The sequence below is a fragment of the Mycobacterium sp. pUA109 genome (genome assembly GCF_041287095.1).
In the GTDB taxonomy this organism is placed as follows: domain Bacteria; phylum Actinomycetota; class Actinomycetes; order Mycobacteriales; family Mycobacteriaceae; genus Mycobacterium.
In genome coordinates, this window is record NZ_JBGGKS010000014.1 from 25,828 (window position 1) to 48,199 (window position 22,372).

General features: G+C 69.5%; 22 protein-coding genes and 1 pseudogene. 10 read left to right on the forward strand and 13 right to left on the reverse strand.

Annotated features, from left to right (window positions below; all coding sequences use genetic code 11):
• Nucleotides 1-77 precede the first annotated feature (77 nt).
• From ACAG26_RS16790 to ACAG26_RS16800, 3 genes are read right to left on the reverse strand one after another with little or no spacing between them, the layout of a single operon-like run.
• Nucleotides 78-1,238 carry an acyl-CoA dehydrogenase family protein gene (locus ACAG26_RS16790; RefSeq protein WP_370484152.1) on the reverse strand — a complete coding sequence of 387 codons (1,161 nt, stop codon included), beginning with the start codon at nt 1,236-1,238 and terminating at the stop codon, nt 78-80.
• A 3-nt stretch (nt 1,239-1,241) separates the two neighbouring features.
• The gene (locus tag ACAG26_RS16795) at nt 1,242-2,354 is read right to left on the reverse strand and encodes an acyl-CoA dehydrogenase family protein (protein WP_370484153.1); all 1,113 of its coding nucleotides are present in this window, start codon (nt 2,352-2,354) and stop codon (nt 1,242-1,244) included.
• A 4-nt stretch (nt 2,355-2,358) separates the two neighbouring features.
• Nucleotides 2,359-3,246 carry an alpha/beta hydrolase gene (locus tag ACAG26_RS16800; RefSeq protein ID WP_370484155.1) on the reverse strand — a complete coding sequence of 296 codons (888 nt, stop codon included), beginning with the start codon at nt 3,244-3,246 and terminating at the stop codon, nt 2,359-2,361.
• A gap of 91 nt (nt 3,247-3,337) precedes the next feature.
• Here ACAG26_RS16800 and ACAG26_RS16805 point away from each other — a divergent pair, with 91 nt between their 5' ends.
• Together ACAG26_RS16805 and ACAG26_RS16810 are read left to right on the forward strand one after the other, a co-directional pair.
• Complete coding sequence (locus ACAG26_RS16805) at nt 3,338-4,561, forward strand: alpha/beta hydrolase fold domain-containing protein (protein ID WP_370484157.1); 1,224 nt, start codon at nt 3,338-3,340, stop codon at nt 4,559-4,561.
• 16 nt (nt 4,562-4,577) lie between these two features.
• Entirely contained in the window at nt 4,578-5,999 is a 1,422-nt protein-coding gene (locus ACAG26_RS16810; RefSeq protein WP_370484158.1) for a wax ester/triacylglycerol synthase family O-acyltransferase, read from the forward strand.
• On the opposite strand, the gene ACAG26_RS16815 is transcribed toward ACAG26_RS16810, so the two are convergent.
• On the reverse strand, nt 5,996-6,814 hold the full coding sequence (locus ACAG26_RS16815) for a 1-acyl-sn-glycerol-3-phosphate acyltransferase (protein ID WP_370484159.1): 819 nt from the start codon (nt 6,812-6,814) through the stop codon (nt 5,996-5,998). The two genes, ACAG26_RS16810 and ACAG26_RS16815, sit on opposite strands and share 4 nt — an antisense overlap.
• Nucleotides 6,815-6,886: 72 nt before the next feature.
• Between ACAG26_RS16815 and ACAG26_RS16820 the strand changes: the two genes are divergently transcribed.
• The 3 genes from ACAG26_RS16820 (at nt 6,887) to ACAG26_RS16830 (ending at nt 9,965) form a co-directional block, all read left to right on the forward strand.
• A complete protein-coding gene (locus ACAG26_RS16820; RefSeq protein WP_370484323.1) occupies nt 6,887-7,669 on the forward strand; it encodes a crotonase/enoyl-CoA hydratase family protein in 783 nt (260 codons plus the stop codon).
• Entirely contained in the window at nt 7,644-8,504 is an 861-nt protein-coding gene (locus tag ACAG26_RS16825; RefSeq protein WP_370484160.1) for an arylamine N-acetyltransferase, read from the forward strand. Before ACAG26_RS16820 ends, ACAG26_RS16825 begins: the two co-directional genes overlap by 26 nt.
• A gap of 195 nt (nt 8,505-8,699) precedes the next feature.
• Nucleotides 8,700-9,965: a phosphatase PAP2 family protein gene (locus ACAG26_RS16830; RefSeq protein WP_370484162.1), complete on the forward strand. Its 1,266-nt coding sequence runs from the start codon at nt 8,700-8,702 to the stop codon at nt 9,963-9,965.
• Between the two features lie 15 nt (nt 9,966-9,980).
• On the opposite strand, the pseudogene ACAG26_RS16835 reads toward ACAG26_RS16830, so the two are convergent.
• The 3 genes and pseudogenes from ACAG26_RS16835 to ACAG26_RS16845 form a co-directional block, all read right to left on the reverse strand.
• Nucleotides 9,981-10,529, reverse strand: a pseudogene (locus ACAG26_RS16835) (acyl-CoA dehydrogenase family protein); the annotation flags it as partial.
• A 344-nt stretch (nt 10,530-10,873) separates the two neighbouring features.
• Nucleotides 10,874-12,019, reverse strand: coding sequence for an acyl-CoA dehydrogenase family protein (locus ACAG26_RS16840; protein ID WP_370484164.1), 1,146 nt, complete (start codon nt 12,017-12,019; stop codon nt 10,874-10,876).
• A gap of 6 nt (nt 12,020-12,025) precedes the next feature.
• On the reverse strand, nt 12,026-12,691 hold the full coding sequence (locus ACAG26_RS16845; RefSeq protein ID WP_370484166.1) for a class I SAM-dependent methyltransferase: 666 nt from the start codon (nt 12,689-12,691) through the stop codon (nt 12,026-12,028).
• Nucleotides 12,692-12,838: 147 nt separating this feature from the next.
• Between ACAG26_RS16845 and ACAG26_RS16850 the strand changes: the two genes are divergently transcribed.
• Together ACAG26_RS16850 and ACAG26_RS16855 are read left to right on the forward strand one after the other, a co-directional pair.
• The gene (locus ACAG26_RS16850) at nt 12,839-14,335 is read left to right on the forward strand and encodes a class I adenylate-forming enzyme family protein (RefSeq protein WP_370484167.1); all 1,497 of its coding nucleotides are present in this window, start codon (nt 12,839-12,841) and stop codon (nt 14,333-14,335) included.
• 27 nt (nt 14,336-14,362) lie between these two features.
• Nucleotides 14,363-14,659 (forward strand): hypothetical protein, encoded by a 297-nt coding sequence (locus tag ACAG26_RS16855; protein ID WP_370484169.1) that lies wholly within the window; start codon nt 14,363-14,365, stop codon nt 14,657-14,659.
• 106 nt (nt 14,660-14,765) lie between these two features.
• Here the strand turns inward: ACAG26_RS16855 and ACAG26_RS16860 are convergent, their stop codons facing one another.
• Nucleotides 14,766-15,338 carry a TetR/AcrR family transcriptional regulator gene (locus ACAG26_RS16860; protein WP_370484324.1) on the reverse strand — a complete coding sequence of 191 codons (573 nt, stop codon included), beginning with the start codon at nt 15,336-15,338 and terminating at the stop codon, nt 14,766-14,768.
• Between the two features lie 73 nt (nt 15,339-15,411).
• Nucleotides 15,412-15,600, reverse strand: a complete 189-nt coding sequence (locus ACAG26_RS16865) for a hypothetical protein (protein WP_370484170.1) — start codon at nt 15,598-15,600, stop codon at nt 15,412-15,414.
• A gap of 289 nt (nt 15,601-15,889) precedes the next feature.
• Between ACAG26_RS16865 and ACAG26_RS16870 the strand changes: the two genes are divergently transcribed.
• On the forward strand, nt 15,890-17,725 hold the full coding sequence (locus ACAG26_RS16870; RefSeq protein ID WP_370484171.1) for an acyl-CoA dehydrogenase: 1,836 nt from the start codon (nt 15,890-15,892) through the stop codon (nt 17,723-17,725).
• 35 nt (nt 17,726-17,760) lie between these two features.
• Here ACAG26_RS16870 and ACAG26_RS16875 read toward each other — a convergent pair whose 3' ends face one another.
• Both ACAG26_RS16875 and ACAG26_RS16880 read right to left on the reverse strand, forming a co-directional pair.
• A complete protein-coding gene (locus tag ACAG26_RS16875) occupies nt 17,761-18,117 on the reverse strand; it encodes a DUF5615 family PIN-like protein (protein WP_370484172.1) in 357 nt (118 codons plus the stop codon).
• Nucleotides 18,114-18,290 (reverse strand): hypothetical protein, encoded by a 177-nt coding sequence (locus ACAG26_RS16880; RefSeq protein WP_370484173.1) that lies wholly within the window; start codon nt 18,288-18,290, stop codon nt 18,114-18,116. Before ACAG26_RS16880 ends, ACAG26_RS16875 begins: the two co-directional genes overlap by 4 nt.
• 165 nt (nt 18,291-18,455) lie before the next feature.
• On the opposite strand from ACAG26_RS16880, the gene ACAG26_RS16885 reads away from it, so the two are divergent.
• Together ACAG26_RS16885 and ACAG26_RS16890 are read left to right on the forward strand one after the other, a co-directional pair.
• Entirely contained in the window at nt 18,456-19,070 is a 615-nt protein-coding gene (locus ACAG26_RS16885) for a TetR/AcrR family transcriptional regulator (protein WP_370484175.1), read from the forward strand.
• A gap of 48 nt (nt 19,071-19,118) precedes the next feature.
• Nucleotides 19,119-20,054 (forward strand): diiron oxygenase, encoded by a 936-nt coding sequence (locus ACAG26_RS16890; protein WP_370484176.1) that lies wholly within the window; start codon nt 19,119-19,121, stop codon nt 20,052-20,054.
• Here ACAG26_RS16890 and ACAG26_RS16895 read toward each other — a convergent pair.
• Nucleotides 20,036-21,505, reverse strand: coding sequence for an aldehyde dehydrogenase (locus tag ACAG26_RS16895; RefSeq protein ID WP_370484177.1), 1,470 nt, complete (start codon nt 21,503-21,505; stop codon nt 20,036-20,038). The two genes, ACAG26_RS16890 and ACAG26_RS16895, sit on opposite strands and share 19 nt — an antisense overlap.
• Before the next feature lie 42 nt (nt 21,506-21,547).
• Nucleotides 21,548-22,339 carry a class I SAM-dependent methyltransferase gene (locus ACAG26_RS16900; RefSeq protein WP_370484178.1) on the reverse strand — a complete coding sequence of 264 codons (792 nt, stop codon included), beginning with the start codon at nt 22,337-22,339 and terminating at the stop codon, nt 21,548-21,550.
• Nucleotides 22,340-22,372: the final 33 nt, after the last annotated feature.

A 22,372-nucleotide genomic window follows, 5' to 3' on the forward strand; every position in this document is an offset into this window, starting at 1 on the left:
CCCGGCGAGCGTGCGCAAAAACGGTGATTGGCGCGGCGTGTCGGCCGGGGACGCGCACGCTCGCGGCAAGAAGGGGGTCAGAACGGGAGGTCGCGGAAGGGGGCGTCGCGGTACGGGTCGGGCTCTTTGGGCAGGCCCAGCACCCGCTCACCGATGATGTTGCGCTGAATCTGGTCGGTGCCGCCACCGATCGACGTGAAATACGCGTTGAGGGTCCGGAACGTCACCGCGTCACCGATCGGGTTGTCCGGACCGCACAGCATCGCCTCGGACCCGACGATCTCGGTTTCCACCCGAGCGGTCTCGTGCAGGACCCGCGACATCGCGATCTTGCCCAACGCCAGCAGGGTGGCGGCCTCCGCGCGGTCGCCGGTGGCCTTGGCCCGCTGGGTGTTCCAGCGGTTCACCGTGGCCAGCGCGTCCACCCGGGCGATCTGCTGACGGATCGCGGCGTCGCCCAGCAGGCCCGCCTCGCGCGCCAACTCCACCAGCTCGTGCGGTGCTTCGTCCTGCAGCCGTCGGCTGTCCTTGGTGGTGCGGGCCAAATCGCCCATCAGCCGGCGCTCGTAACCCAGCGCCACCTGCAGCACGCCCCAACCGCCGCCCGGCTCACCGACCCGGTTGGCGTCGGGCACCCGGGCGTTCTCCAGGAACACCTCGTTGAACTCCGATTCCCCGGTGATCTGGTGGATCGGCCGCACCTCGACGCCGGGTTGGCGCATCGGCAGCATGAAGAAGGTGATGCCCTGATGTTTGGGCACGTCCCAGTCGGTGCGGGCGACCAGCAGCCCGTAGTCGGCGGTGGTGGCAAACGACGTCCACACCTTCTGCCCGTTGACAATCCAGTCATCGCCGTCGCGGTCGGCGCGGGTACGTAACCCGGCCAGATCCGACCCGGCGCCGGGTTCGCTGTAGAGCAGGCACCACTTGGTTTCGCCGCGCAACGACGGCGGAATCAGCCGCCGCTGCTGTTCGGCCGTGCCGCAGTCGTGCAGGGTGCAGGCGAACAGATTCGCCCGATCGTGCCCGGACCCCGGCGCCCCGGCGGCGGTGAATTCGGCGGCCACCAGCCGGGATTGCCGATCCGGCAGGCCGCGGCCGTAGCGGTCGGGTTCCCAGCTGGGCGCCGCCCAGCCGGCGTCCAGCACGGCCCGGGCGTAGGTGGCCCGGTTGACACCGGGACGCCAGTTGGCGGCCAACCAGTCCCGGACCTGCCCGCGAAGCTCGTCATCGGTCACGTGTCACGCTCCGATCTGCTGCAGGTAGCGCTCGCGGTGCCAGGACGGGCTGCCCAGCAGCTGGGCGTCGCTGCGGGCGCGGCGCAGGTACAGGTGAGCCGGATGCTCCCAGGTGAACCCGATACCGCCGTGCACCTGAATATTGGTGGCGGCGACGAAGACGAAGGCATCCGAGCAATACGCCTGGGCCAGCGCCAGATCCGCCAGCCGGGACGGCGACTGCGCGGCGAACGCGGCCGCGACGAACCGGGCGGCCGAGGTGGCGGACTCGGCCTCCAGCAGCATGTCGGCGCACAGGTGTTTGACGGCCTGGAAGCTGCCGATCGCCCGCCCGAACTGGTAGCGGGTCTTGGCGTAGTCGGCGGCCATTGCCACGGCCCGCCGCGCCGCGCCGGCCTGCTGGCCGACCAGCGCGACCGCCGAGCGGTCCAACGCCGCGGTAAAGGCCTCGACACCGGAGCCCGGTCGGCCGATCAGCCGTGCCGGGGTATCGACGAACTGCAGCCGGCACTGCTTGCGGGTGGTGTCCACGGTGGTCAGCGGCACCACGTCCAGGCCGGCCGCGTCGCGTTCGACGGCGAAGATCGCCGGGCCGGCGTCGGTGGCGGCCAACACATACAGCAGGTCGGCGGCCGCGGCGTCCAACACGAAATGCTTATAGCCGGTGAGGTGCCAGGCGTCGCCGATGGCGCCGGCCGACGTGGCGATCCGCGCCGGCAGCCGGGCCGAGCCGTCCTCGGCGTAGGCGATGGTCGCGATCAGCTCACCGGCCGCGATCCGCGGCAACACCGCAGCCTGCTCGGCCGTGTCCCCGGACTCGGTCACCAGGTGCACCGCCAGCACGGCCGTCGCCAAGAACGGGCTGACCAGCAGGGCCCGGCCCATCTCCTCGGCGACGATGCCCATCTCGACCGGCCCGGCGCCGGCGCCGCCGTGCTCCTCGGGGATCAGCAGCCCGAGCAGACCCATCGCCGCCAACTCCCGCCACACCGCCGCGTCCACACCGGTGTCGGTGGCCATCAACGCGCGCACATCGGACTCGGTGGAGCGCTTGGCCATCAGGTCGGCGACGGCGCGCCGCAACGCGAGTTGCTCGTCGGTGGCGGCAAACGACATCGCCCTACCCCTCGGTAAGCGCCGCGCGCAGGCTCGCGCACTGGCTGGCGAGAAACGCTTGGGACACCGGAGCTTTCGGCGCCAGCCGGTCGAAACCGTGGAAGGCGCCCGGCACCACCTCGACGGTACAGGGCACCCCGGCCTGCTGCAGCCGCTCGGCATAGGCCAGGTCCTCCTCGTAGAACAGGTCCAAGGTGCCGACACCCAGCCACGCCGGGGCCAGCCCGCTCAGGTCGGCGCGCCGCGCCGGCACCGCGAGCTGCGGGTCCGCGCCGCCCAGATACGACGTCCAGCCGAACCGATTGCTGCGCGCACTCCACAGCCGATAGTTCGGGTTCTCCGGAAGCTGCGCGCTGCGGTCGTCGAGCATCGGGTACACCAGCACCTGCAGCGCCGGCGCGACCTCGCCGCGGTCCCGGGCCAGCAGCGCCAGCGCCGCCGCCAGCCCCCCGCCGGCGCTGGCCCCACCGATCGCGACCCGCGCCGGATCCACCGCCGGCAACCCGGCCAGCCAGGTCAGCGCCGCGTAGCAGTCCTCCAGCGCGGCGGGGTAGGGGTGTTCGGGGGCCAGCCGGTAGTCCACCGACGCGACCGTCATCCCCAGCTCGGAGCTGAGCCGCCGGCACAGCGCGTCGTCCATGGCGGCCTGGCCCAGCACGTAGCCACCGCCGTGGATCCACACCAGCGCCGGCGCCGGCTCGGCGCCACGGTGCCGGAACAGCCGGATACCCACGCCCGACGACAACGTGAGCACCTCGACGCCTTTCGGCGTGCGACGTCCTTGCAGGGACTCCATGGTGCGCATCAGCCGCAGTGTCCGCGGGAAGCCCAAGCTGCGTGGCATCAGGCGGGCGGTTCGGCGAAGGTCGGGATGGAATGCGGTGCTCGGCATCGGTTCAGTATTACGCCATCGCCGCGGCCGACGGCCGAGAACCCGGCCGGATTGGCCGGGGACCGCGACCCCGCCGCGGTACGCTCCGGGGATGACGGCGCCATCGCGGACCCGCTATCCCGGCCCCACCCTGGCGGCCCGGGCGCGCTGGTTGCTGCGAGCCCGCCCCGCCGACTACATGATGGCGGTCAGCGTGGCGTCGGCGTCGCTGCCGGTGGTCGGCAAGCACCTGGAGCCGCTGGCCGGTGCGACCGCGATGGGGGTGTGGGGCGCCCGGCACCTGCCGACGTTCCTGACCAGCACGGCCAAGTCCTGGCTCACCCCCGGCATCGGCGTCATCCGCAAGGCCGAACGCGATCAGACCCACGCGGTGTCCGACGCGGCGTTGCGGGGTGTGGTCACGGCCAGCGACCTGGACATCGCCTGGCCGCCCCCGGAGCGCACCCCGCCGGTGTGGAAAGCGTTGCAGCACCGCCGGCATCTCTACCGGTCCGCGGTGCGCTACGGCAGTCATCCCGCGCAACTGTTGGACGTGTGGCGCCGCAAAGACCTGCCGCCCGGACCCGCCCCGGTGCTGATCTTCGTGCCCGGCGGTGCGTGGGTGCACGGCAGCCGGATGCTGCAGGGCTATGCGCTGTTGTCGCACCTGGCCGAACAGGGCTGGGTGTGTTTGTCCATCGACTACCGGGTCGCGCCGCACCACCGCTGGCCGCGGCACCTCACCGATGTCAAGACCGCGATCGCCTGGGCGCACGCCAACGTCGACAAGTATGGCGGTGACCGCAATTTCGTTGCGGTGGCAGGCTGTTCGGCCGGTGGACACCTGGCTGCGCTGGCCGGGCTAACCGGTGACGACCGCGAACTGGCCGCCGAGTTACCCGAGGGCGGCGACACCTCGGTGGACGCGGTGGTCGGGATCTACGGCCGCTACGACTGGCAGGACCGATCCACCGCCGAACGGGTCCAGTTCGTCGACTTCCTGCAGCGGGTAGTGGTTCGCAAGCCCATCGACCGGTACCCGGAGGTCTACCGCAAAGCCTCGCCCATCGCCCGGGTGCACCGCGGCGCCCCGCCGTTTTTGGTCATCCACGGCAGCGCCGACACCGTCATCCCGGTCGAGCAGGCCCGCGCCTTCGCCGAGCGGCTGCGGTCGGTGTCGCACTCGGCCGTCGGGTATCTGGAGCTGCCCGGCGCCGGGCACGGTTTCGACATGACCGACGGTGCCCGCACCGGCGCCGCCGCGACCGCAATCGGCCTGTTCCTCAACCAGATTCACCGCAACCACACCCTGCTCGGCGCCAAACGGGTTATTTGATGAGACGGGTAGGCCGGTGAAACGACTGAGCGGCTGGGACGCGGTACTGCTGTACAGCGAGACGCCGAACGTGCATATGCACACCCTCAAGGTGGCGGTGATCGCCCTGGACGCCGACCGGCGCGCGTTCGGCGTCGAGGAATTCCGTCAGGTGCTGCACAGCCGGCTGTACAAGCTCGACCCGTTCCGCTACCAGCTGGTCGACGTCCCGTTCAAGTTTCACCACCCGATGTGGCGGGAAAACTGCGACGTGGACCTGGACTACCACATCCGGCCGTGGCGGCTGCCCGCACCGGGCGGCCGCCGTGAGCTGGACGACGCGATCGGCGAGATCGCCAGCACCCCGCTGGACCGCAGCCGCCCGCTGTGGGAGATGTACTTCATCGAGGGGTTGGCCGATCACCGGATCGCGGTGGTCGGCAAGATTCATCACGCGCTCGCCGACGGGGTCGCCTCGGCCAACCTGCTGGCGCGCGGGATGGATCTGCAGACCGGCCCGCACAGCGACCGGGAATCCTTTGTGACCGATCCGCCGCCGACCCGCGGCGAGCTGGTGCGCTTCGCGGTCCGTGATCACCTGCGCCAGTTGGGCAAAGTGCCGTCGACCATCCAGTACACCGCGCAAGGCGTCGGGCGGGTGCGCCGCAGCACCCGCAAATTTTCGCCGCAGCTGACGCGGCCGTTCACCCCGCCGCCGAGCTTCATGAACCACATGCTCACCCCGGAACGCCGGTTCGCCACCGCCACCCTGGCGTTGGCCGACGTCAAGCAGACCAGCAAACAGCTGGGCGTGACGATCAACGACCTGGTGTTGGCGATATCGGCGGGTGCGCTGCGCACCCTGCTGCTGCGCTACGACGGTACCGCCGATCACCCGCTGCTGGCCTCGGTGCCGATGAGCTTCGACTTCTCCCCGGATCGCATCTCGGGCAACCGGTTTTCCGGGGTGTTGGTGGCGTTGCCGGTCGACGTCGAGGACATCTTGGAGCGGGTCCGCCAGGCCCGCGAGGCCGCCGTGTTGGCCAAGGAGAGCCACCATCTGGTCGGGCCGGAATTGATCAGCCGGTGGTCGGCGTATTTCCCGCCGGCGCCCGCGGAGTCGCTGTTCACCTGGTTGGCCAGCCGCGACGGGCAAAACAAGGTGCTCAACCTCAACATCTCCAATGTGCCCGGCCCCCGCGAACGGGGGCGGGTCGGCGGCGCGCTGGTCACCGAGATCTACTCGGTGGGACCGTTGACCGCCGGCAGCGGGGTCAACATCACCGTGTGGAGCTACGTCGACCAGCTCAACATCTCGGTGCTCACCGACGGCGCCACGGTCGACGACCCGCACGAGATCACCAGCGCCACCGTGCGGGAGTTCATCGAGATACGGCGGGCCGCCGGGCTTTCCGAGGAACTGACGGTGGTCGAGACCGCGATGGCCCCGGCCTCTTAGCCGAGGACCGGGAAGCGGCGCTCGTCGGCGAGTTTGTCCAGCGCCTGCTGCATCACGTGGCGCACCTGGGCGTCGACCTCGTCGACATCGGGGTCCTCACCGAATTCGGCGACGATGTCGATGGGCTCGAGCACCTGGGTGACGATCTTGCTGGGCAGCGGCACGTTGACCGGCAGCACCGCCGACAACCCGAACGGGAACCCGAACGAGATCGGCAAAATTTTGACCCGCATCAGCTTGTCCAACTGCAGCAGCTTGGCCAACCCGGTGCCGCGGGACAGGTACAACTGGGTTTCTTGGCCGCCGATGGACACCGCCGGCACGATCGGCACCCCCGCGTTCAGCGCCGCCCGCACGTAGCCGGTGCGGCCGTCGAAGTCGATCGTGTTCTCTTCCAACGTGGGTCGATAGACGTCGTAGTCACCGCCGGGGAAGACCACCACCACCCCGCCGGAACGCAGTGCCGCCGCGGCGTTCTCGTGGTTGGCCCGGATAAAGCCGGTTTTGATGAAGAAGTCGGCGGTGGGCCCGGTGAAGATGACGTCGTGGCTCAGCGTGTACACCGGCCGGTCGTAGCCGAACTTCTCGTAGAAGCCGCTGGCGAACACCGGCACGTCCATCGGGAACAGGCCACCGGAGTGGTTGGACACCACCAGCGCACCGCCGGGCGGGAAGTCGTCCAGCCCGCGCACCTCGCTGCGGTGATACGCCTTGAGGAACGGCCGCAGCAGGCCCATCACCCGCTCGGTGAGGGTGGGATCCCACTTCGCCGTCGGCGCGGCGGTGAGCTCGGTGTCGGTGTCCGGCGCGCTCATCCCGGCCCCCTTAGAATTGAAACGTGTTCTAATTTTGCCCATCGTACCGGGTCGCGGCGGTCTCTGGTTACCATCAGCGGCGTGAGCGATGAAGCCGAATCCCCCGTTCTGGTCGAACAGCGTGACCGCATCCTGATCATCACCATCAACCGACCGCAGGCCCGCAACGCCGTTAATGCCGCGGTCAGCCAGGGGCTGGCCGACGCGATGGATCGACTCGACGACAACCCCGGCCTGTCGGTGGGGATTCTCACCGGCGCCGGCGGGTCGTTCTGCGCCGGGATGGACCTCAAGGCGTTCGCGCGCGGCGAAAACGTGGTGGTCAAGGACCGCGGGTTGGGCTTCACCGAACGGCCGCCGGTCAAACCGCTGATCGCCGCCGTCGAGGGCTACGCGCTGGCCGGCGGCACCGAGCTGGCACTGGCCACCGACCTGATCGTGGCGTCGCGAGAATCGGCGTTCGGTATCCCCGAGGTCAAGCGCGGCCTGGTGGCCGGTGGCGGCGGGTTGCTGCGGCTGCCGCAGCGGATCCCGTATGCGATTGCCATGGAGTTGGCGCTAACCGGCGACAACCTGACCGCCGAGCGGGCGCATGCGCTGGGGCTGGTCAATGTGCTGGCCGAGCCGGGCACCGCGCTGGACGCCGCGATCGCGCTGGCCGAAAAGATCACCGCCAACGGCCCGCTGGCGGTGGCGGCCACCAAACGCATCATCACCGAATCCCGCGGATGGAGCCCGGACACCATGTTCGCCGAGCAGATGAAGATCGCCCTGCCGGTGTTCGGTTCCAACGACGCCAAAGAGGGTGCGGTCGCGTTCGCCGAGAAACGTGCGCCGCGCTGGACCGGCAGCTAGGGGACCGGCCATCGACGTCGGGGCCTACTTCGCCCGCATCGACTACTCGGGGCCGGCCGATCCGACGCTGCAGACGTTGGCCGACCTGGTCACCGGGCACACCCGCCACATTCCGTTCGAGAACCTCGATCCGCTGCGGGGCGTGCCGGTGGCCGACCTGGGCGTGGCCGCGCTGACCGACAAACTGGTGCATCGCCGCCGCGGCGGCTACTGCTATGAGCACAACAACCTGATGGGTTACGTGCTGACCGCGCTGGGCTTCGAGGTGGACCGACTGGCCGGGCGGGTGGTGTGGATGAACCCGGACGGACTGGACGGCCCCCCGCACGCCGAGACCCATCAGGCGCTGGCGGTCCACGTTCCCGGTGTCGGCGAGCCGTACCTGGTCGACGTCGGATTCGGCGGGCAGACGCTGACCTCGCCGATCCGGCTGATCGCCGGACCCACCCAGCAGACTGCCCACGAGCCATTCCGGCTCCGCACCCACGGTCACGGCTACGTCCTGGAAACGCTGGTGCGCGAGGTGTGGCAGCCGCTGTACACCTTCACCACCGAACCGCGGCCGCTGATCGACATGGAAGTCGGCAGCTGGTACGTCTCCACCCATCCGGGGTCGATCTTCGTCGTCGGGCTCAGCGCGGCGCTGGTCACCGACGACGCCCGGTCCAACCTGCGCGGCCGCCACCTGGCCGTTCACCGCCGGGACGGGCAGACCGAACGCATCGAGTTCGACACCGCCGCGCAGGTACTCGACGCGTTGACCACGCGGTTCGGGATCGACCTGACCGGCCTCGGCGATGTCGAGGCGCGGGTTGCGCAGGTCCTCGACAGCTAAGCACCACCAGGAGTTCGGCGAGGTGTGTTTCCAGCATCCGGTCATGGTCCAGACTTGATACGAATGTGACTGGTGTGGCCGCGCCCGGTTAACCATCGGCCAACAGTGGGCAAACTAGGCTGAGAGGTCACGCGTTCTGGAATAAACCTGGCCGGCCCCGCGGTGCCGGCCGATCGAAAGGTGTCGGGTATCCCAATGGTTGACGCACCCTCCGATGCCGACACCGCCGACACCGCCGACACCGCAGCGCTGCGGGAACGCCGCCTCATCATCGTGCGCCGGGTCGCGGTCGCCGTCTGGGTGATCGTGGTGGTGTTCCGGACCTGGACCACCGGGTTCGCGTTCAACCGGGAACTGCTGCTGGTCTACATCTGCGCGGGTTTGCTGGCGGCGAGCATCGGCCGTCAGCGGATGCTGCAGGTCATCCTCGACTGGCTGCCGTTCGCGCTGGTGCTGGTGGTCTACGACCTGAGCCGAGGGGCGGCGCTGTTTTTAGGGACGCCCACCTGGTGGCAGCCGCAGGTGGACGCCGAACGCTGGCTGTTCTTCGGTGTGATCCCGACGGTCTGGCTGCAGGAGCACCTCAAACTGCCCCACCCGCCGTGGTGGGAGGTGGTGATGAGCACCGTCTACATGTCGTTCTTCATCCTGCCGTACGTGGTCGCCGGGGTGCTGTGGCTGCGCAATCGCGACGATTGGAAGGCCTTCGTGCGGCGCTTCGTGGTGCTGCAGTTCGCCGCGCTGATCGTGTACATCCTGTTGCCCGCGGCGCCGCCGTGGGCGGCCGCCCGCTGCACCTCCGCCGACGTTGTGGGCGGTCCCTCCGACCCGCCGTGCATGTTCCGCTCGGCGCGCGGCGTCCCGGACGGCGGTTTGCTGGGCGCCATGTCCACCAGTCGGCCCGGGGCCCACCAGTGGGTGGAACGCATCTCCACCCGCGGCTGGGGCAACTTGCACCTGCATTCGGCGAAGTCATTGATCGACGAGGGGCAGGCCAACGTGAACCTGGTGGCCGCCATCCCATCGCTGCACGCCGCGCTGACCGCGATGGTGGCGATCTTCCTGTGGCGTCGGGTCGCGGCCAAGTGGCGGCCCCTGTTGGTCGCCTACCCGCTGATCATGGCGTTCTTGCTGGTCTACACCGCCGAGCACTACGTGTTCGACATCTTGCTGGGCTGGGCGTTCGCGGTGATCGTCTTGATGGCGTTGGCCCGGCTAGAGTCCCGGTGGCGTCCGGGGTGGTGGCGCAGACGTCGGGCCCCGGCAGTCGCCGCCGCCGACCGCGCGGCGCTACCAGCCCCGCCCGTCGACGATGGTGTCCCAGGGGTCGGCGGACAGGGCGGCGCGACCCAGCCGGCGGGCGTGGTGCCCAGTGCTGCCGAACTCGTCGACCCAGCTGTGCGCGCGGGTGGTCGCCAACCACAACCGGTGCTCGATCGTCACACCGATAGCGCCGTGTAACTGATGGGCCGCGGTCGTCACCGCCGGCACGACCCGCCCGAGCACCACCTTGGCCACGGTGACCGCGTAGTCGGCTTGCGCGCTGGCGAAACCGTGGTCGGCGGCCGCCGCCACGGCCAAGGTCGTGGCGGCACGGGCCCGTTCGATCTCGCCGGCCATCCCGGCCAGCGCCTGCTGCACCGCCTGGAAGGCGCTCAGCGGGCGGCCGAACTGGGTGCGCTCCCGGGTGTGGGCCGCGGACCACTCGGCGGCCGCGTCGAGCACACCCACCGTTTGCACACAGCGGGCCCAGGCGCCGCGGCGGGCGAACTCATCCCCGGCGGACGCGTCGATCCGGGTGAACGCCGCGGCGGGTAGGTCGAAGCCGACCGCGTCGCGCGGCTCGCCGGCCAGGTTGTGGCCCTCGGTGACCTGGAGGTCGGCCGCGTCGACCGCGGCGACCAGCAGCGCATCGCCGGTTCGGGCCGCCACCAATATCGCGGCGGCCGGCGGCACCCACGGCACCCCGGCCGCGGTCCCGGTAACCCGCCCGGCCGCGACCGTCACCTGCGTTTCCGGGGCCATCGCCACCGTCAGCGGTGCGGCAGCGGGTACTTCGATGCCGGCCGCGATGGCCAGCCACCCGGCCAGCAGGTCGGTCTCGGTGACCGGCACTGCCCCGGCGTGGCGGGCCAGCCCGCGTAACACGACCGCGGCCACCCCCGGGTCGGCCTCGCCGCTGCTGGTCAGCCGGGTCAACCCGGTGTCGTGCAGGGTGTGCCACAGCTCGTCGTCGAAACGTTCCGGCCGGGTGCGGTGGCCCAGCCGCGCGTCAAACGCGCGCCGGCCGATCTCGTCGACCAGCCGGCGCACCTCGGCGTATTCGTCATCGTCGGCGCCGGCGAACACACCGCCCGCCAGCCAGCCGGTCACCGCAACCCCATTCCGCGCGCCACCACCCCGCGCAGCACCTCGTTGGTTCCGCCACGCAGGGTGAACAGCGGCGCATGCAGCCGCGCGGTATCCACCAGGGCGTGCAACCCACCGGGCGCCTCCAGGGAGTCCAGCAGCTCGGCGACCACTTCGACGGAGTCCTGTTCGAACCGGGTGCCCAGATCCTTGACCAGGGCGGCCTGGTTGCTGGGTTGGTCGCCGGCGGCCAGCGCACGCGCCACCGACACCGACAGCTGCCGCAGCGAAATCAGCCGGGCCACCAAATCTCCCACCCGGGCCGTCGTCGCGTCCTCGACCTGCTGGGCGCCCAGGGCGCGGATCAGCGCCAGGATCAACGGCGCGGTTGAGAGTATCCGTTCGGGTCCGCTGCGCTCGAACGACAACTCGGCGGTCACCTGGCGCCAGCCGTTACCGACCTCGCCCAGCACGTCGGTGTCGGGAACGAACACGTCGGTGTAGACGACCTCGTTGAAGTGGTGCGCCCCGTCCATCCCGACGATCGGGTCAATCGTCACGCCGGGGGCGGTGGTCGGCACCAGGAATTGCGTGAAGCCCGCATGCCGGTGCGCCGGGTCGGCCGGACTGGTTCTGGCCAGCACCACCACCTGGTGGGCGCGGTGCGCGCCGCTGGTCCACACCTTGCGGCCGTTGAGCACCCAGCCGCCGGCGGCGCGGGTGGCCCGCGCCGCCGCGGCGGCCAGGTCGGATCCGGCCTGGGGCTCGCTCATCCCGATCGCGGAATAGAAGCGTCCCGCCGCGATCCGGGGCAGGATCGCCCGCCGCTGTTCGTCGGTGCCGTAGGCCAGCAATCCTGGCGCCACCTGACGGTCGGCGACCCAGTGCGCGGCCACCGGCGCGCCGGCGGCCAGCAATTCCTCGGTCACGACATAGCGGTGCAGGTGGCCCAACCCGCGCCCGCCGTACTCGGCCGGGATGGTCAGGCCCAGAAAGCCGGCGTCGGCCAGGCGCACGGAAAACCCTTCGTCCCAACGGGATAGCCAACAATCCACGGCGGGCTGCCAGCCGAACTCGGCGCGGTCCGCGGCCAGGAACTCCCGCACCGCCGCGCGCAGATCGGCCAGCTCGGCATCGGCGACGCACAGCGCGTCGAAATCGCTCACCGGGGCTCAGCGGGTCGCGGTGAAGTGCGCCAGCGCGCCGGACAATTCCAGCCGCTCCACGGTCAACCCGGCACTGGTCAGCCAGTCGTGCAGTTCGTCGACGCTGCCGCCGACACCGAACAGGTCGGCCCGCCGCAGCGCGGCGATGGCCAGATCTTGTCGCAGGCCGGCGCCGCGCACCACCGCGTCCCCGACCAGCCGGCCGCCGGGCTTGAGGCAGCGGGCCATCTCGGCGACCGCGGCGGCCGGGTCGGGCAGGCAGTGCAAACCGTTGAATGAGACGCACAGGTCGAACTCGTTGTCGCCGAACGGCATCCGCTCGATGTTGGCCTCGGTGAACTCGATGCCGTCCAGCCCGAGCCCGCTGGCCGCCCGCCGGGCGCGGGCCAACATGTCGGGGGAGATGTCGGCGGCGACATAGCGCACCCGCTGGCCGGACCGCAGGCCGCGCAGCGCCACCCCGCCGCCGCACGGGACATCCAGCACCGCCGAGCCGTCCGGCAGCTCGCCCAGCACCCGCAGGCTGTCGTAGAACAGCCGGATGTCGGTGCCCCACAGCGCCAACCCGAACGGCCGGGCCAGCCATTCGTGTTCCACCGCGAAGGCATACATCGCACCACCCCACCGGTCCGTGACGCTGCGCTGCCCCCACCTGGTTCGCTGCTCCGACATGGGTTCCAGCCTCGCGGTGCCCGGCGGGGGCTGTCAACGGCGGACGGCCCGGGATGAACGTGATCCTTAGTTGACCTACACTACATTTTTGAGGTCTGGTGTAACGTTCCGGATGGTTTGAGACCCGGCGAGCGAGAAAGTTAACGGATGAGCATTTCGCTGCTTCTCGAGATGGCCGTGTCGGCCAGCCCCGAGCGGGTTGCCGTGGTGTCTGGGGACCTGCGGTTGACGACGAGCGAGCTCAGCGACCTCGCCGACGGCGGCGCCGGCGTGATCAGCGCCTCCGGGGCCGAGCATGTCGCCTATGTCGGTGCCGGCGGTGCGCTGCTGCCGCTGTTGCTGTTCTCCTCGGCGCGCGCCGGGCGGGCCGTCACCCCGATCAACTACCGGTTATCGCCGGAGGGCATTCAAGCCCTGATCGCCCGGCTGCCGCAGCCGCTGGTGGTTGTCGACCCCCGCTACGCCGAGGTGGTCGGCGACCTCGGCAAGCAGGTGATCACGTCCGAGGAGTTCCTGGCCGCCGCGCGCACCGCCGAGCCGGCCGCGGAGTTTCCGGACCCGGACACGGTCGCGGTGGTGTTGTTCACCTCCGGCACCACCTCGGCGCCCAAGGCCGTGGAACTGTCGCACAACAACCTGACCAGCTACATCACCGGCACGGTCGAATTCGGGTCCGCCGAACCGAGTGACGCGGCGCTGATCTGCGTGCCGCCCTACCACATCGCCGGCGTGGGTGCGGCGCTGTCGAATCTGTACGCCGGCCGCAAGATGGTCTACCTGCCCAACTTCGACGCCGAGGCGTGGGTGCGGCTGGTCAACGACGAGCAGGTCACCACGGCCACCGTGGTCCCGACCATGCTGGACCGCATCGTCACCGTGCTGGAGCGCGGCGGCCACCGGTTGCCGTCGCTGCGCAACCTGGCCTACGGCGGCTCCAAGGTGGGGTTGCCGCTGGTGCGCCGGGCGCTGGACCTGCTGCCCGGTGTCGGTTTCGTCAATGCCTACGGGCTGACCGAGACCAGCTCCACGATCGCGGTGCTGACCCCCGACGATCACCGCGCGGCACAGACCGCGGCCGATCCCGCGGTCGCCAAACGGCTGGCGTCGGTCGGCCAGCCGGTGCCGGGCATCGAGGTGCAGATCCGCGACGAGGACGGCACGGTGCTGCCGGCGGGCCGCAGCGGCGAACTGTTCGTCCGCGGCGAGCAGGTTTCGGGCCGCTACACCGGGATCGGCTCGGTGCTCGATGCCGAGGGCTGGTTCCCGACGCGCGACATCGCCACGCTGGACGAGGACGGCTACCTGTTCCTCGGCGGACGCTCCGATGACACCATCATTCGCGGCGGGGAAAACATCGCGCCCGCCGAGCTGGAGGATGTGCTGGTCGAGCACCCGCAGGTGCGTGACGTCGCGGTGGTCGGTGTGGAGGACCCGCACTGGGGCCAGGCGATCGTCGCGGTGGTGGTGGCCGCCCCCGGCGCGGACCCCGACCCCGAAGAGCTGCGCGCCTACGTGCGTAGAAGTCTGCGCGGTTCGCGGACCCCGGACCGCGTAGTGTTTCGAGATGAGCTGCCTACCAACGCGACCGGTAAGGTGCTGCGCCGCGAACTCGTCGAAGAACTTCGGACCGCCCCGGCCGAGTAGTAACCCCATGTCAAAGAGGACGACACCATGATCAAAAACGGCACCCGGTTACAGAGTCAGGTCTGTGACACCCAGGTCATCGTGGTCAGGAGCGCCGAGAGCCTGAACGATCTGCGCTGCGGCGGCGCCCCGATGGTCGACATCGGCGCCGAGCGCTCCGGTGAACTCAACCCGGCCTTCGCCGACGGCACCGTCATGGGCAAGCGCTACGTCGACGAGGACGGCGCCGAAGTCTTGGTGACCAAGGCGGGCGCGGGAACGCTGGCCATCGGGGACACCGCGCTCAGCCTCAAAGAGGCCAAACCGCTGCCCGCCAGCGACTGACCTTCCGGTCCGCCTTGCCTTTGCCTTCGCCGTCGCCGCGAATGTGCGATCTCATACGGTTTGGGCACCGAAAGCGTATGAAACCACACAGTCGGCGCGGCACTGCCTACGGGCGGCCGGGCACCCCGTGGCGGCGGACGAATTCGCGTGACTTGATCAGGAATTCCAGCTGACCGATGACGTCGCGCAGCGGTGCGACGGTGCGCGACGCCCGGCACAACACGACGGCGCCTTCCAACGCGGCGATCGCGGTCACCGCCAGCGACGTCGCCTCCGGCTCGTCGAACCCGTCGGCGGCGAACGCCTGGGCCAGCGCGGCGCGCCAGTGCCCGAAGATTTTGCCGGCCTCGGCGGTCAGCTGCGGCTCCTCATCGGCGGGGCCGATGGCCGCGGCCACCACCGGGCAGCCCGCGGTGAAATCGCTGTCCTGTAGCAGCCGTTCCCACAACTCGGCGAACTGCGCCAACAGCACCCGGCTGCCCTGGTCGGCGCTGCGGTCGATGCTGGCGGTCAGGGCATTGCCGGCGTAGTGCAGCGCTTCGGTCAACAACTGGTTCTTGCCGCCGGGGAAGTGGTGATACACCGAGCCGCGCGGTGCGCCGCTGCGGGCCAAGACCTCGTCAATGGTCACCCCGGCCGCCCCACGCTCGCGCAGCACTTCGGCGGCGGTGGCGATCATCCGGTTGCGGGTGGTCCCGCGCTTGGTGCGTTGAGCGGTCGCAGTCGACGGCACGAGGTCCTCTGGTCGCGGGTTAGGCGGCGTGCAGGTGGCGCAGCGCCACCGAGCGCCAACGCATCGTGCGCGGGTGCAGCCGGCCCGGACGCCACCGCCGACTAGGCAGATCCGGCAACCGGCCGGTGAACTGGTGACCAGCGATGTTGACCTCGATGTCCCACATCGTCTGCCTCCTCACCGCGATGGTGTACCGCGTCAGCGCCACAACCACGAAAATATGACAGCAAGCATACAACTACTGGAAGTAGTAGCACAAGTGCCACCTGCGGGTTTGGCGCCGAACCGGCAAAACATCAGGTGAACAATGTCGAAAGCCGGTCTTACCAACGGAGGGCGCCAACGCTATTTATGCAGTAACGCATAAAAATACCGACAGGTAGGCGCGACGGACACCGCGCCGGCCCCCGGTCGAGGAAGCCTCGCCAAGGTCGGTGCGGCGGGGCTGATCGGCGTTACGCTGAGCGCAGCCGTGCGACCGGGAGGAAGCGGAGCCGATGGGCCACTACCACAGCAACGTGCGTGACCTGGAGTTCAACCTATTCGAGGCGCTGGACCTGGAGCGGTCACTGGCCAGCGGGGTGTTCGGCGACCTGGACGGCGAGTCGGTGCGCGAGATGCTGGCCGAGGCGGCTCGGCTGGCCGAGGGCCCGGTGGCGGAGTCGTTCGCCGACGCCGACCGGCACCCGCCCACCTTTGATCCCGACACGCACGTGGTGAGCCTGCCGGACTCGTTCAAGAAGTCGCTGCGCGCCTGGCAGCAGGGGGAGTGGTTCCGGGTCGCGCTCGACGAGAACGTCGGCGGCGTACCGGCGCCCGCGATGGTCGGCTGGGCGATCAACGAACTGGTGCTCGGCGCCAACCCGCCGGTGTTCATGTACATGGCCGGGCCGGTGCTGGCCAACGTGCTCTACCACCTGGGCAACGAGCAGCAGCGCCGCTGGGCATCGTTGGCGATCGACCGCAACTGGGGCGCCACCATGGTGCTCACCGAACCCGACGCCGGCTCGGACGTCGGCGCCGGACGCACCAAGGCCACCGAGCGACCCGACGGCAGTTGGCACATCGACGGGGTGAAACGGTTCATCACCAACGGCGACACCGACGACCTGTTCGAAAACATCATCCACATGGTGCTCGCCCGCCCGGAGGGCGCAGGCCCGGGCACCAAGGGGCTGAGCCTGTTCGTGGTGCCGAAATTCTTGCTGGACCCCGAGACCGGGGAGCCGGGGGAGCGCAACGGTGTGTTCGTCACCGGCCTGGAACACAAAATGGGGCTGAAGGCCTCGGCCACCTGCGAACTGACCTTCGGCCAGCACGGCGTGCCGGCGACCGGCTGGCTGGTCGGCGACAGCCACAACGGCATCGCGCAGATGTTCAAAATCATCGAATACGCCCGGATGATGGTGGGCACCAAAGCGATCTCCACCTTATCGACCGGTTATCTGAATGCCTTGGAGTACGCCAAGACTCGCGTGCAGGGCGCGGATCTGACCCAGATGACCGATAAGACCGCGCCGCGGGTAACCATCATTCATCATCCCGACGTGCGGCGCGCCCTGCTGGTTCAGAAGACCTACGCCGAGGGGTTGCGGGCGCTGTACCTGTACACCGCGGCCCATCAGGATCCGACGGTGGCCGACATCGTGTCCGGCGCGGACGCCGAACTGGCCAACCGGGTCAACGACCTGCTGCTGCCGATCGTCAAGGGCGTCGGATCCGAACGCGCCTACCAATGCCTGACCGAGTCGCTGCAGACGCTGGGCGGGTCCGGCTTCCTGCAGGACTATCCGCTCGAGCAGTACATCCGCGACGCCAAGATCGACAGCCTCTATGAGGGCACCACCGCGATTCAGGCGCAGGACTTCTTCTTCCGCAAGATCGCCCGTGACCACGGGGTCGCCCTGCAGCATCTGGTCACCCAGATCGAGACGTTCCTCGGCGACGACAACGCCCACCCCCAGCTGGCCGAGGCTCGCGCCACCCTGGCCACCGCGCTCGACGACGTGCGGGCGATGGTCGCCACCATGACCGGCTACCTGCTCGGTTCGCAGGACAACGCCCGCGAACTGTATCGGGTGGGGCTGCAGTCGGTGCCGTTCCTGCTGGCGGTCGGTGACCTGCTGATCGGCTGGCTGCTGTTGCGTCAGGCCCAGATCGCGCTGGACGCGCTGGCCCAGGATCCGGCCGATTCAGACCGCAACTTTTACCGCGGAAAGGTCACTGCGGCAACATTTTTCGCCAAGAACATGCTGCCCCGGCTCAGCGCTCAGCGGCGGATCGTGGACAACGTCGATCTGGCGCTGATGGAACTGCGCGAGGACGCCTTCTAAGCGGGTTCGGTCCGGATTCGCCGCGAATGTCCGGGCTAACTCGTCCCGCGGTCGAGGTAGATAACCCGGTCATCGAGTTGCTCGTGCGCGACGGCTATGACCGCGGCAACCAGTGGCGCGATTCGGGCCGGACGCCGGAAGAACCGGGAAGAAAGCGCTATCAACAATCCGTGGTGATGGCGACCGCCGGCGATGTGCTCGGCGGCAATCCGGGTGAAGTCGCCAACGTTCTCGGTGAGCACGACGTAGCCGTCGGCGACCGCGGTGGTGAACACCTCAGCGTCGGCGTGGCCGGTAAGCCCCAGCGCCGCAAGGGGAGTCGCCTCGACGCCGGCTCGGTCCAATGCCATGGCCAGCGCGGCCGGATACATTTCGTCGAGCAGGAGTTTCACCGCGCGTCGGCGGCAGCTGTGTCACTGCGGTGTAGGTCAATTCGGGCCCGGATCTCGTCCGGGTAGTCGGCGCGGTAGTCGAGCGCGGCGTCGATTTGCGCCCGAGTGACGATCCGGTCGGCCGCAAGCTCTGCTGCCGGGTCCTCGACGGGCCCGAGATCGTCGACCCACATCGCGACCTCCCACACGTCCGGTCCGCCGATCAGCCCGGCGCGGCGTCCGGTTGGACCGTCACGGAAGGTGATGAGCGGATGCCCGTCGCGTCTCGTACCTTCTTCGGCGTACCGACGCAGCCGATGGCGCCACCGCGAGCTTGGCGTTGTGGTGCACTAAGGGACATGCCACAAGCGCCCCGCCTGACCCGTGTTCAACAGCAGGAGCGGACCCGGGCCCAACTGCTGCGGGCCGGCGAGCAGGCGTATTTGGAGAAGGGCTTTCAGGGGGCGACCGCCGGCGAGATCGCGCGCCGCGCTGGCTATTCCACCGGCGCGCTGTACAGCAATTTCGTCAGCAGGGACGATCTGTTGCTCAGCGTGCTGGAGGACCACGACGCCGGTGCCGTCGAACGGCTCGGCGCGACGGTGCGTGCCGTGACGTCGGTGCCCGACGTGGTCGCCACCGTCAGTGACTGGTTCCGCGGCGTCTTCCGCGATGATCCGCGGTGGCGGGTCCTGGAGGTGGAACTCACCATCGCTGGCGTGGGGAAACCCGAGCTGGCGTCGCGGCTGCGGGAGCGCCAGCGGAAATTCGCCCGTGACCTGGCGAAGTTGTTGCGTGAGCGGTCCGATCAGTTCGGCGTCACCCTGTCGCTGCCGGCCGAAACGCTCGCGGAAGCATTCCTGAGCCTGGGCGACGGGTTGGGCGTGCACACCTTGCTGGACCCCGACATCGACGCCACGGCCGTCTTCACCCGCACCTTGAGCGTGCTGTTAGGCGCTGGCGACCCCGGCTGACCCGTGCTAGCGTTTCAGATAACGCATTATCTGAAATGGGAGATCGGTATGACGGCTACGCGCAGCCTGGAGGAACGCATTGACCGGCTCAGCCGGGCATCGCAACGACAGCTCATCGATCCCGATGTCGACGTCGTCGGCCAATTGGGCGCCGGTCAGGTGCTGCCCGACGAGTTGCTGTCCATCCACGGCCTGGACCTGCCGCTGAGCACCGACCAGAAGGCGCGGTTGGCCCGCGAAGAGGTTGCCGCCGTGATGGATTTGGGTATCCGGTTCGAGGCGGTGCTGATGGCGGGGTTCTGCTTTGAGCTGGCCGCTCGCAGCGAGCTGAACGACGCGCGCTCGGTCTTCGCCCTCCATGAGGTAGGCGAGGAAACCCGCCACTCCCGGTTGTTCCTGCGGGTGATCGACCAGTTGCAGCCGGCCAGCCGCAGTCCCTTCGTCCCTCGTGGACGGCTGAGCCGTTGGCTGGAAACCCGGTCCAACTTCGCGATCGTGCGTCGGCAGGCCTTCTTCCTCACCCTGGTGCTCGGCGGGGAGGAAATGCCGGATTTGCTGCAAAAGCTGGCCGGCGAGCACCCCGACACCGACCCGTTCCTGGCCGCGGTCAACCGCTACCACCGCCAAGAGGAGGCCCGGCACCTCTCGTACGCGCGGCTGCGGATCCCCGAAGTCTGGGCCGACGCCAGCTGGGCCGACCGCGTCACGGTCCGCTACGTCGCGCCGGTGGTGCTGCACGAGCTGTTCCACATGCTGGTGCATCCCGGCGTCTACGGCGCCGTGGGCCTGCCGAAGTGGCGCACCTGGCGGGCGGTGCGGCGGTTACCGCAGCGCCGCGAGATGCTGCGGCGCGCCACCCGACCGGTGCTGAAAGCCCTGATCGACGGCGGTGCGCTGCGCCCCGGCCGCATCCCCCGGCCCTGGCGGCTGCTGTGCGCCGTGGACCGCGACGGCCGCCCGCGCGCTCAGCTGTCCAGCGTGTAGCCCATCGGCAGCAGCACACTCTTCTGCTGGGTGAAGTGCTCCACGCCCTCGGGCCCGTTTTCGCGGCCGATGCCGGAGTTCTTGTAGCCGCCGAACGGTGAACCGGGATCGAAGGCGTACCAGTTGATGCCGTAGGTGCCGGTGCGGATCTGCTGGGAGATCTCGATGCCGTGCGGCACGTCGGTGGTCCACACGCTGCCGGCCAGCCCGTACACCGAGTCGTTGGCGATCGCGATCGCGTCGTCTTCGGTGTCGTAGGGGATCACACACAGCACCGGCCCGAAAATCTCCTCCTGGGCGATGGTCATCTTGTTATCCACGTCGGCGAACACGGTGGGCTGCACGAAATAACCGTCGTTCAAACCTTCGGGGCGTCCGCCGCCGCACACCAGTCGGGCGCCTTCCTCGATGCCCTTCTTGATGTAGCCCTCGACCCGGGTGCGCTGCTTCTCGCTGATCAACGGGCCAACCTGGGCGGCCGGATCGGTCGGCAGCCCCACCGGCAGCGCCTCGACGAACGTCTTGACCGCGTCGACGATCTCGTCGTAGCGCGACCGCGGCGCCAGGATCCGGGTCTGGTTCACGCAGCCCTGCCCGGCGTTCATCAGGCCGGAGAACACCATCATCGGCACCGCGGCGGCCAGGTCGACATCCTCGAGCATGATGGCCGCCGACTTGCCGCCGAGTTCCAGCGTGCACGGTTTGAGCTGGTCGGCGGCGCGCTTGCCGACCTCTTTGCCGACCGCGGAGCTGCCGGTGAAGGTGAAGATGTCGATGTCGGGGTTGCTGGTCAGTGCTTGCCCGGTTTCGATGCCGCCGGGCACCACCGACAGCACCCCCTCGGGCAGGCCGGCCTCGGCGAACACCTCGGCCAGCGCGTTGGCGGTCAGCGGCGTCTCGGCGGCCGGTTTGAGCACCACCGTGCAGCCGGCCAGCAGCGCCGGGCCGAGCTTGTTGACCGCCAGGAACAGCGGAACATTCCAGGCCACGATGGCGCCGACCACGCCGATCGGTTCGCGCGACACGATGCTCTGCCCGTAGGAGCCGTTGCGGGTCTCGGTCCAGGTGACGTCGTCGGCGGCGCCGGCGAAGTAGGTCAGCGATCCCAGCGACCCCAGCCACTGCATGGTCTCGACGATGGTCGGCGGCTGGCCGGTCTCGGCGGCCAGCAGGCTGGTGAACAGCTCCTTGCGGTCCTCCATCAGCTTGACCGCGGCGCCGATGATCGCGGCCCGCTCGGCCGGCGGGGTGCTGGGCCAGGGGCCGGTGTCGAAGGCGCTGCGGGCGGCCGCGACGGCGGCGTCCACATCGGCCTTGGCCGCCAGCGGCACCTTGCCGACGTATTGGCCGGTGGCCGGACAGTGGACCTCGATGACGTCGCTGGCCGACGGCGTGGTCCACTTCCCGCCGATGAACAGCTTGTCGTACTCGGTTGGGGCGCTGTGAGTCATGGCGCACACCATACCCAGCCGACGGCGAAATTAGAACCTGTTTCAGTCAAGTGAGGTCGTGGGGCTCAGCACCAGGACCAGGTTGCTCACCATGAACTCGCGCAGCACCGGGACCGACGTCATCCACCACGCCCATCGCGGGTGGTAGCGGGGGAACGCGGCGAGCAGGGCCCCGGTGCTGGTCGCCCAGTCCAGACCAGCGGCGGCCGACACCGCGAACAGCGACGAGCCGTAGTTGTTCTTGGGCGGGTGGCCGTGTTTGCGGGTGTAGCGGGCGGCGGCGCGGGTCCCACCCAGGTAGTGGGTCAGGCCCATCTCATGGCCGCCGAATGGGCCCAGCCACACGGTGTAGGACAGCACCGCTAGCCCGCCCGGTCGGGTCACCCGGAGCATCTCGTTGCCGAGCTGCCAGGGCCGGGGCACGTGCTCGGCGACATTGGAGGACAGGCAGATGTCGACGCTGTCATCGGCGAACGGCAGCGCCGTTCCCGAGGCCCGCACGAAGCTGCCCGCCGCGTCCGGCAGGGCGGGACCGGCGGCGTGCATCTCGGTCGGATCGGGTTCGACGCCGATATAGCGGACACCGGCCGCGCTGAACGCGCCGGCGAAGTAGCCCGGCCCGCCGCCGACATCGAGCAGGGTGCAGCCGGCCGGGGTCTGGCCGTGGGCGGCCTGCCACAGGTCGGTGACCATCGCGGCGGTGTCGGTGGCCAGCGCGCGGTAGAACCGGGCCGGGTCGCGCTGCTCGTAGCGGAACTGCCCCAGCAGCCGCAGCGAGCGAGACAGTGTCGCCCGGGTGGCGAACGTGCTGGTGACGTCGGCGGTGGCGGCCATCGCGCTCAGCCTACGCAGCCAGCGGCGGTGATC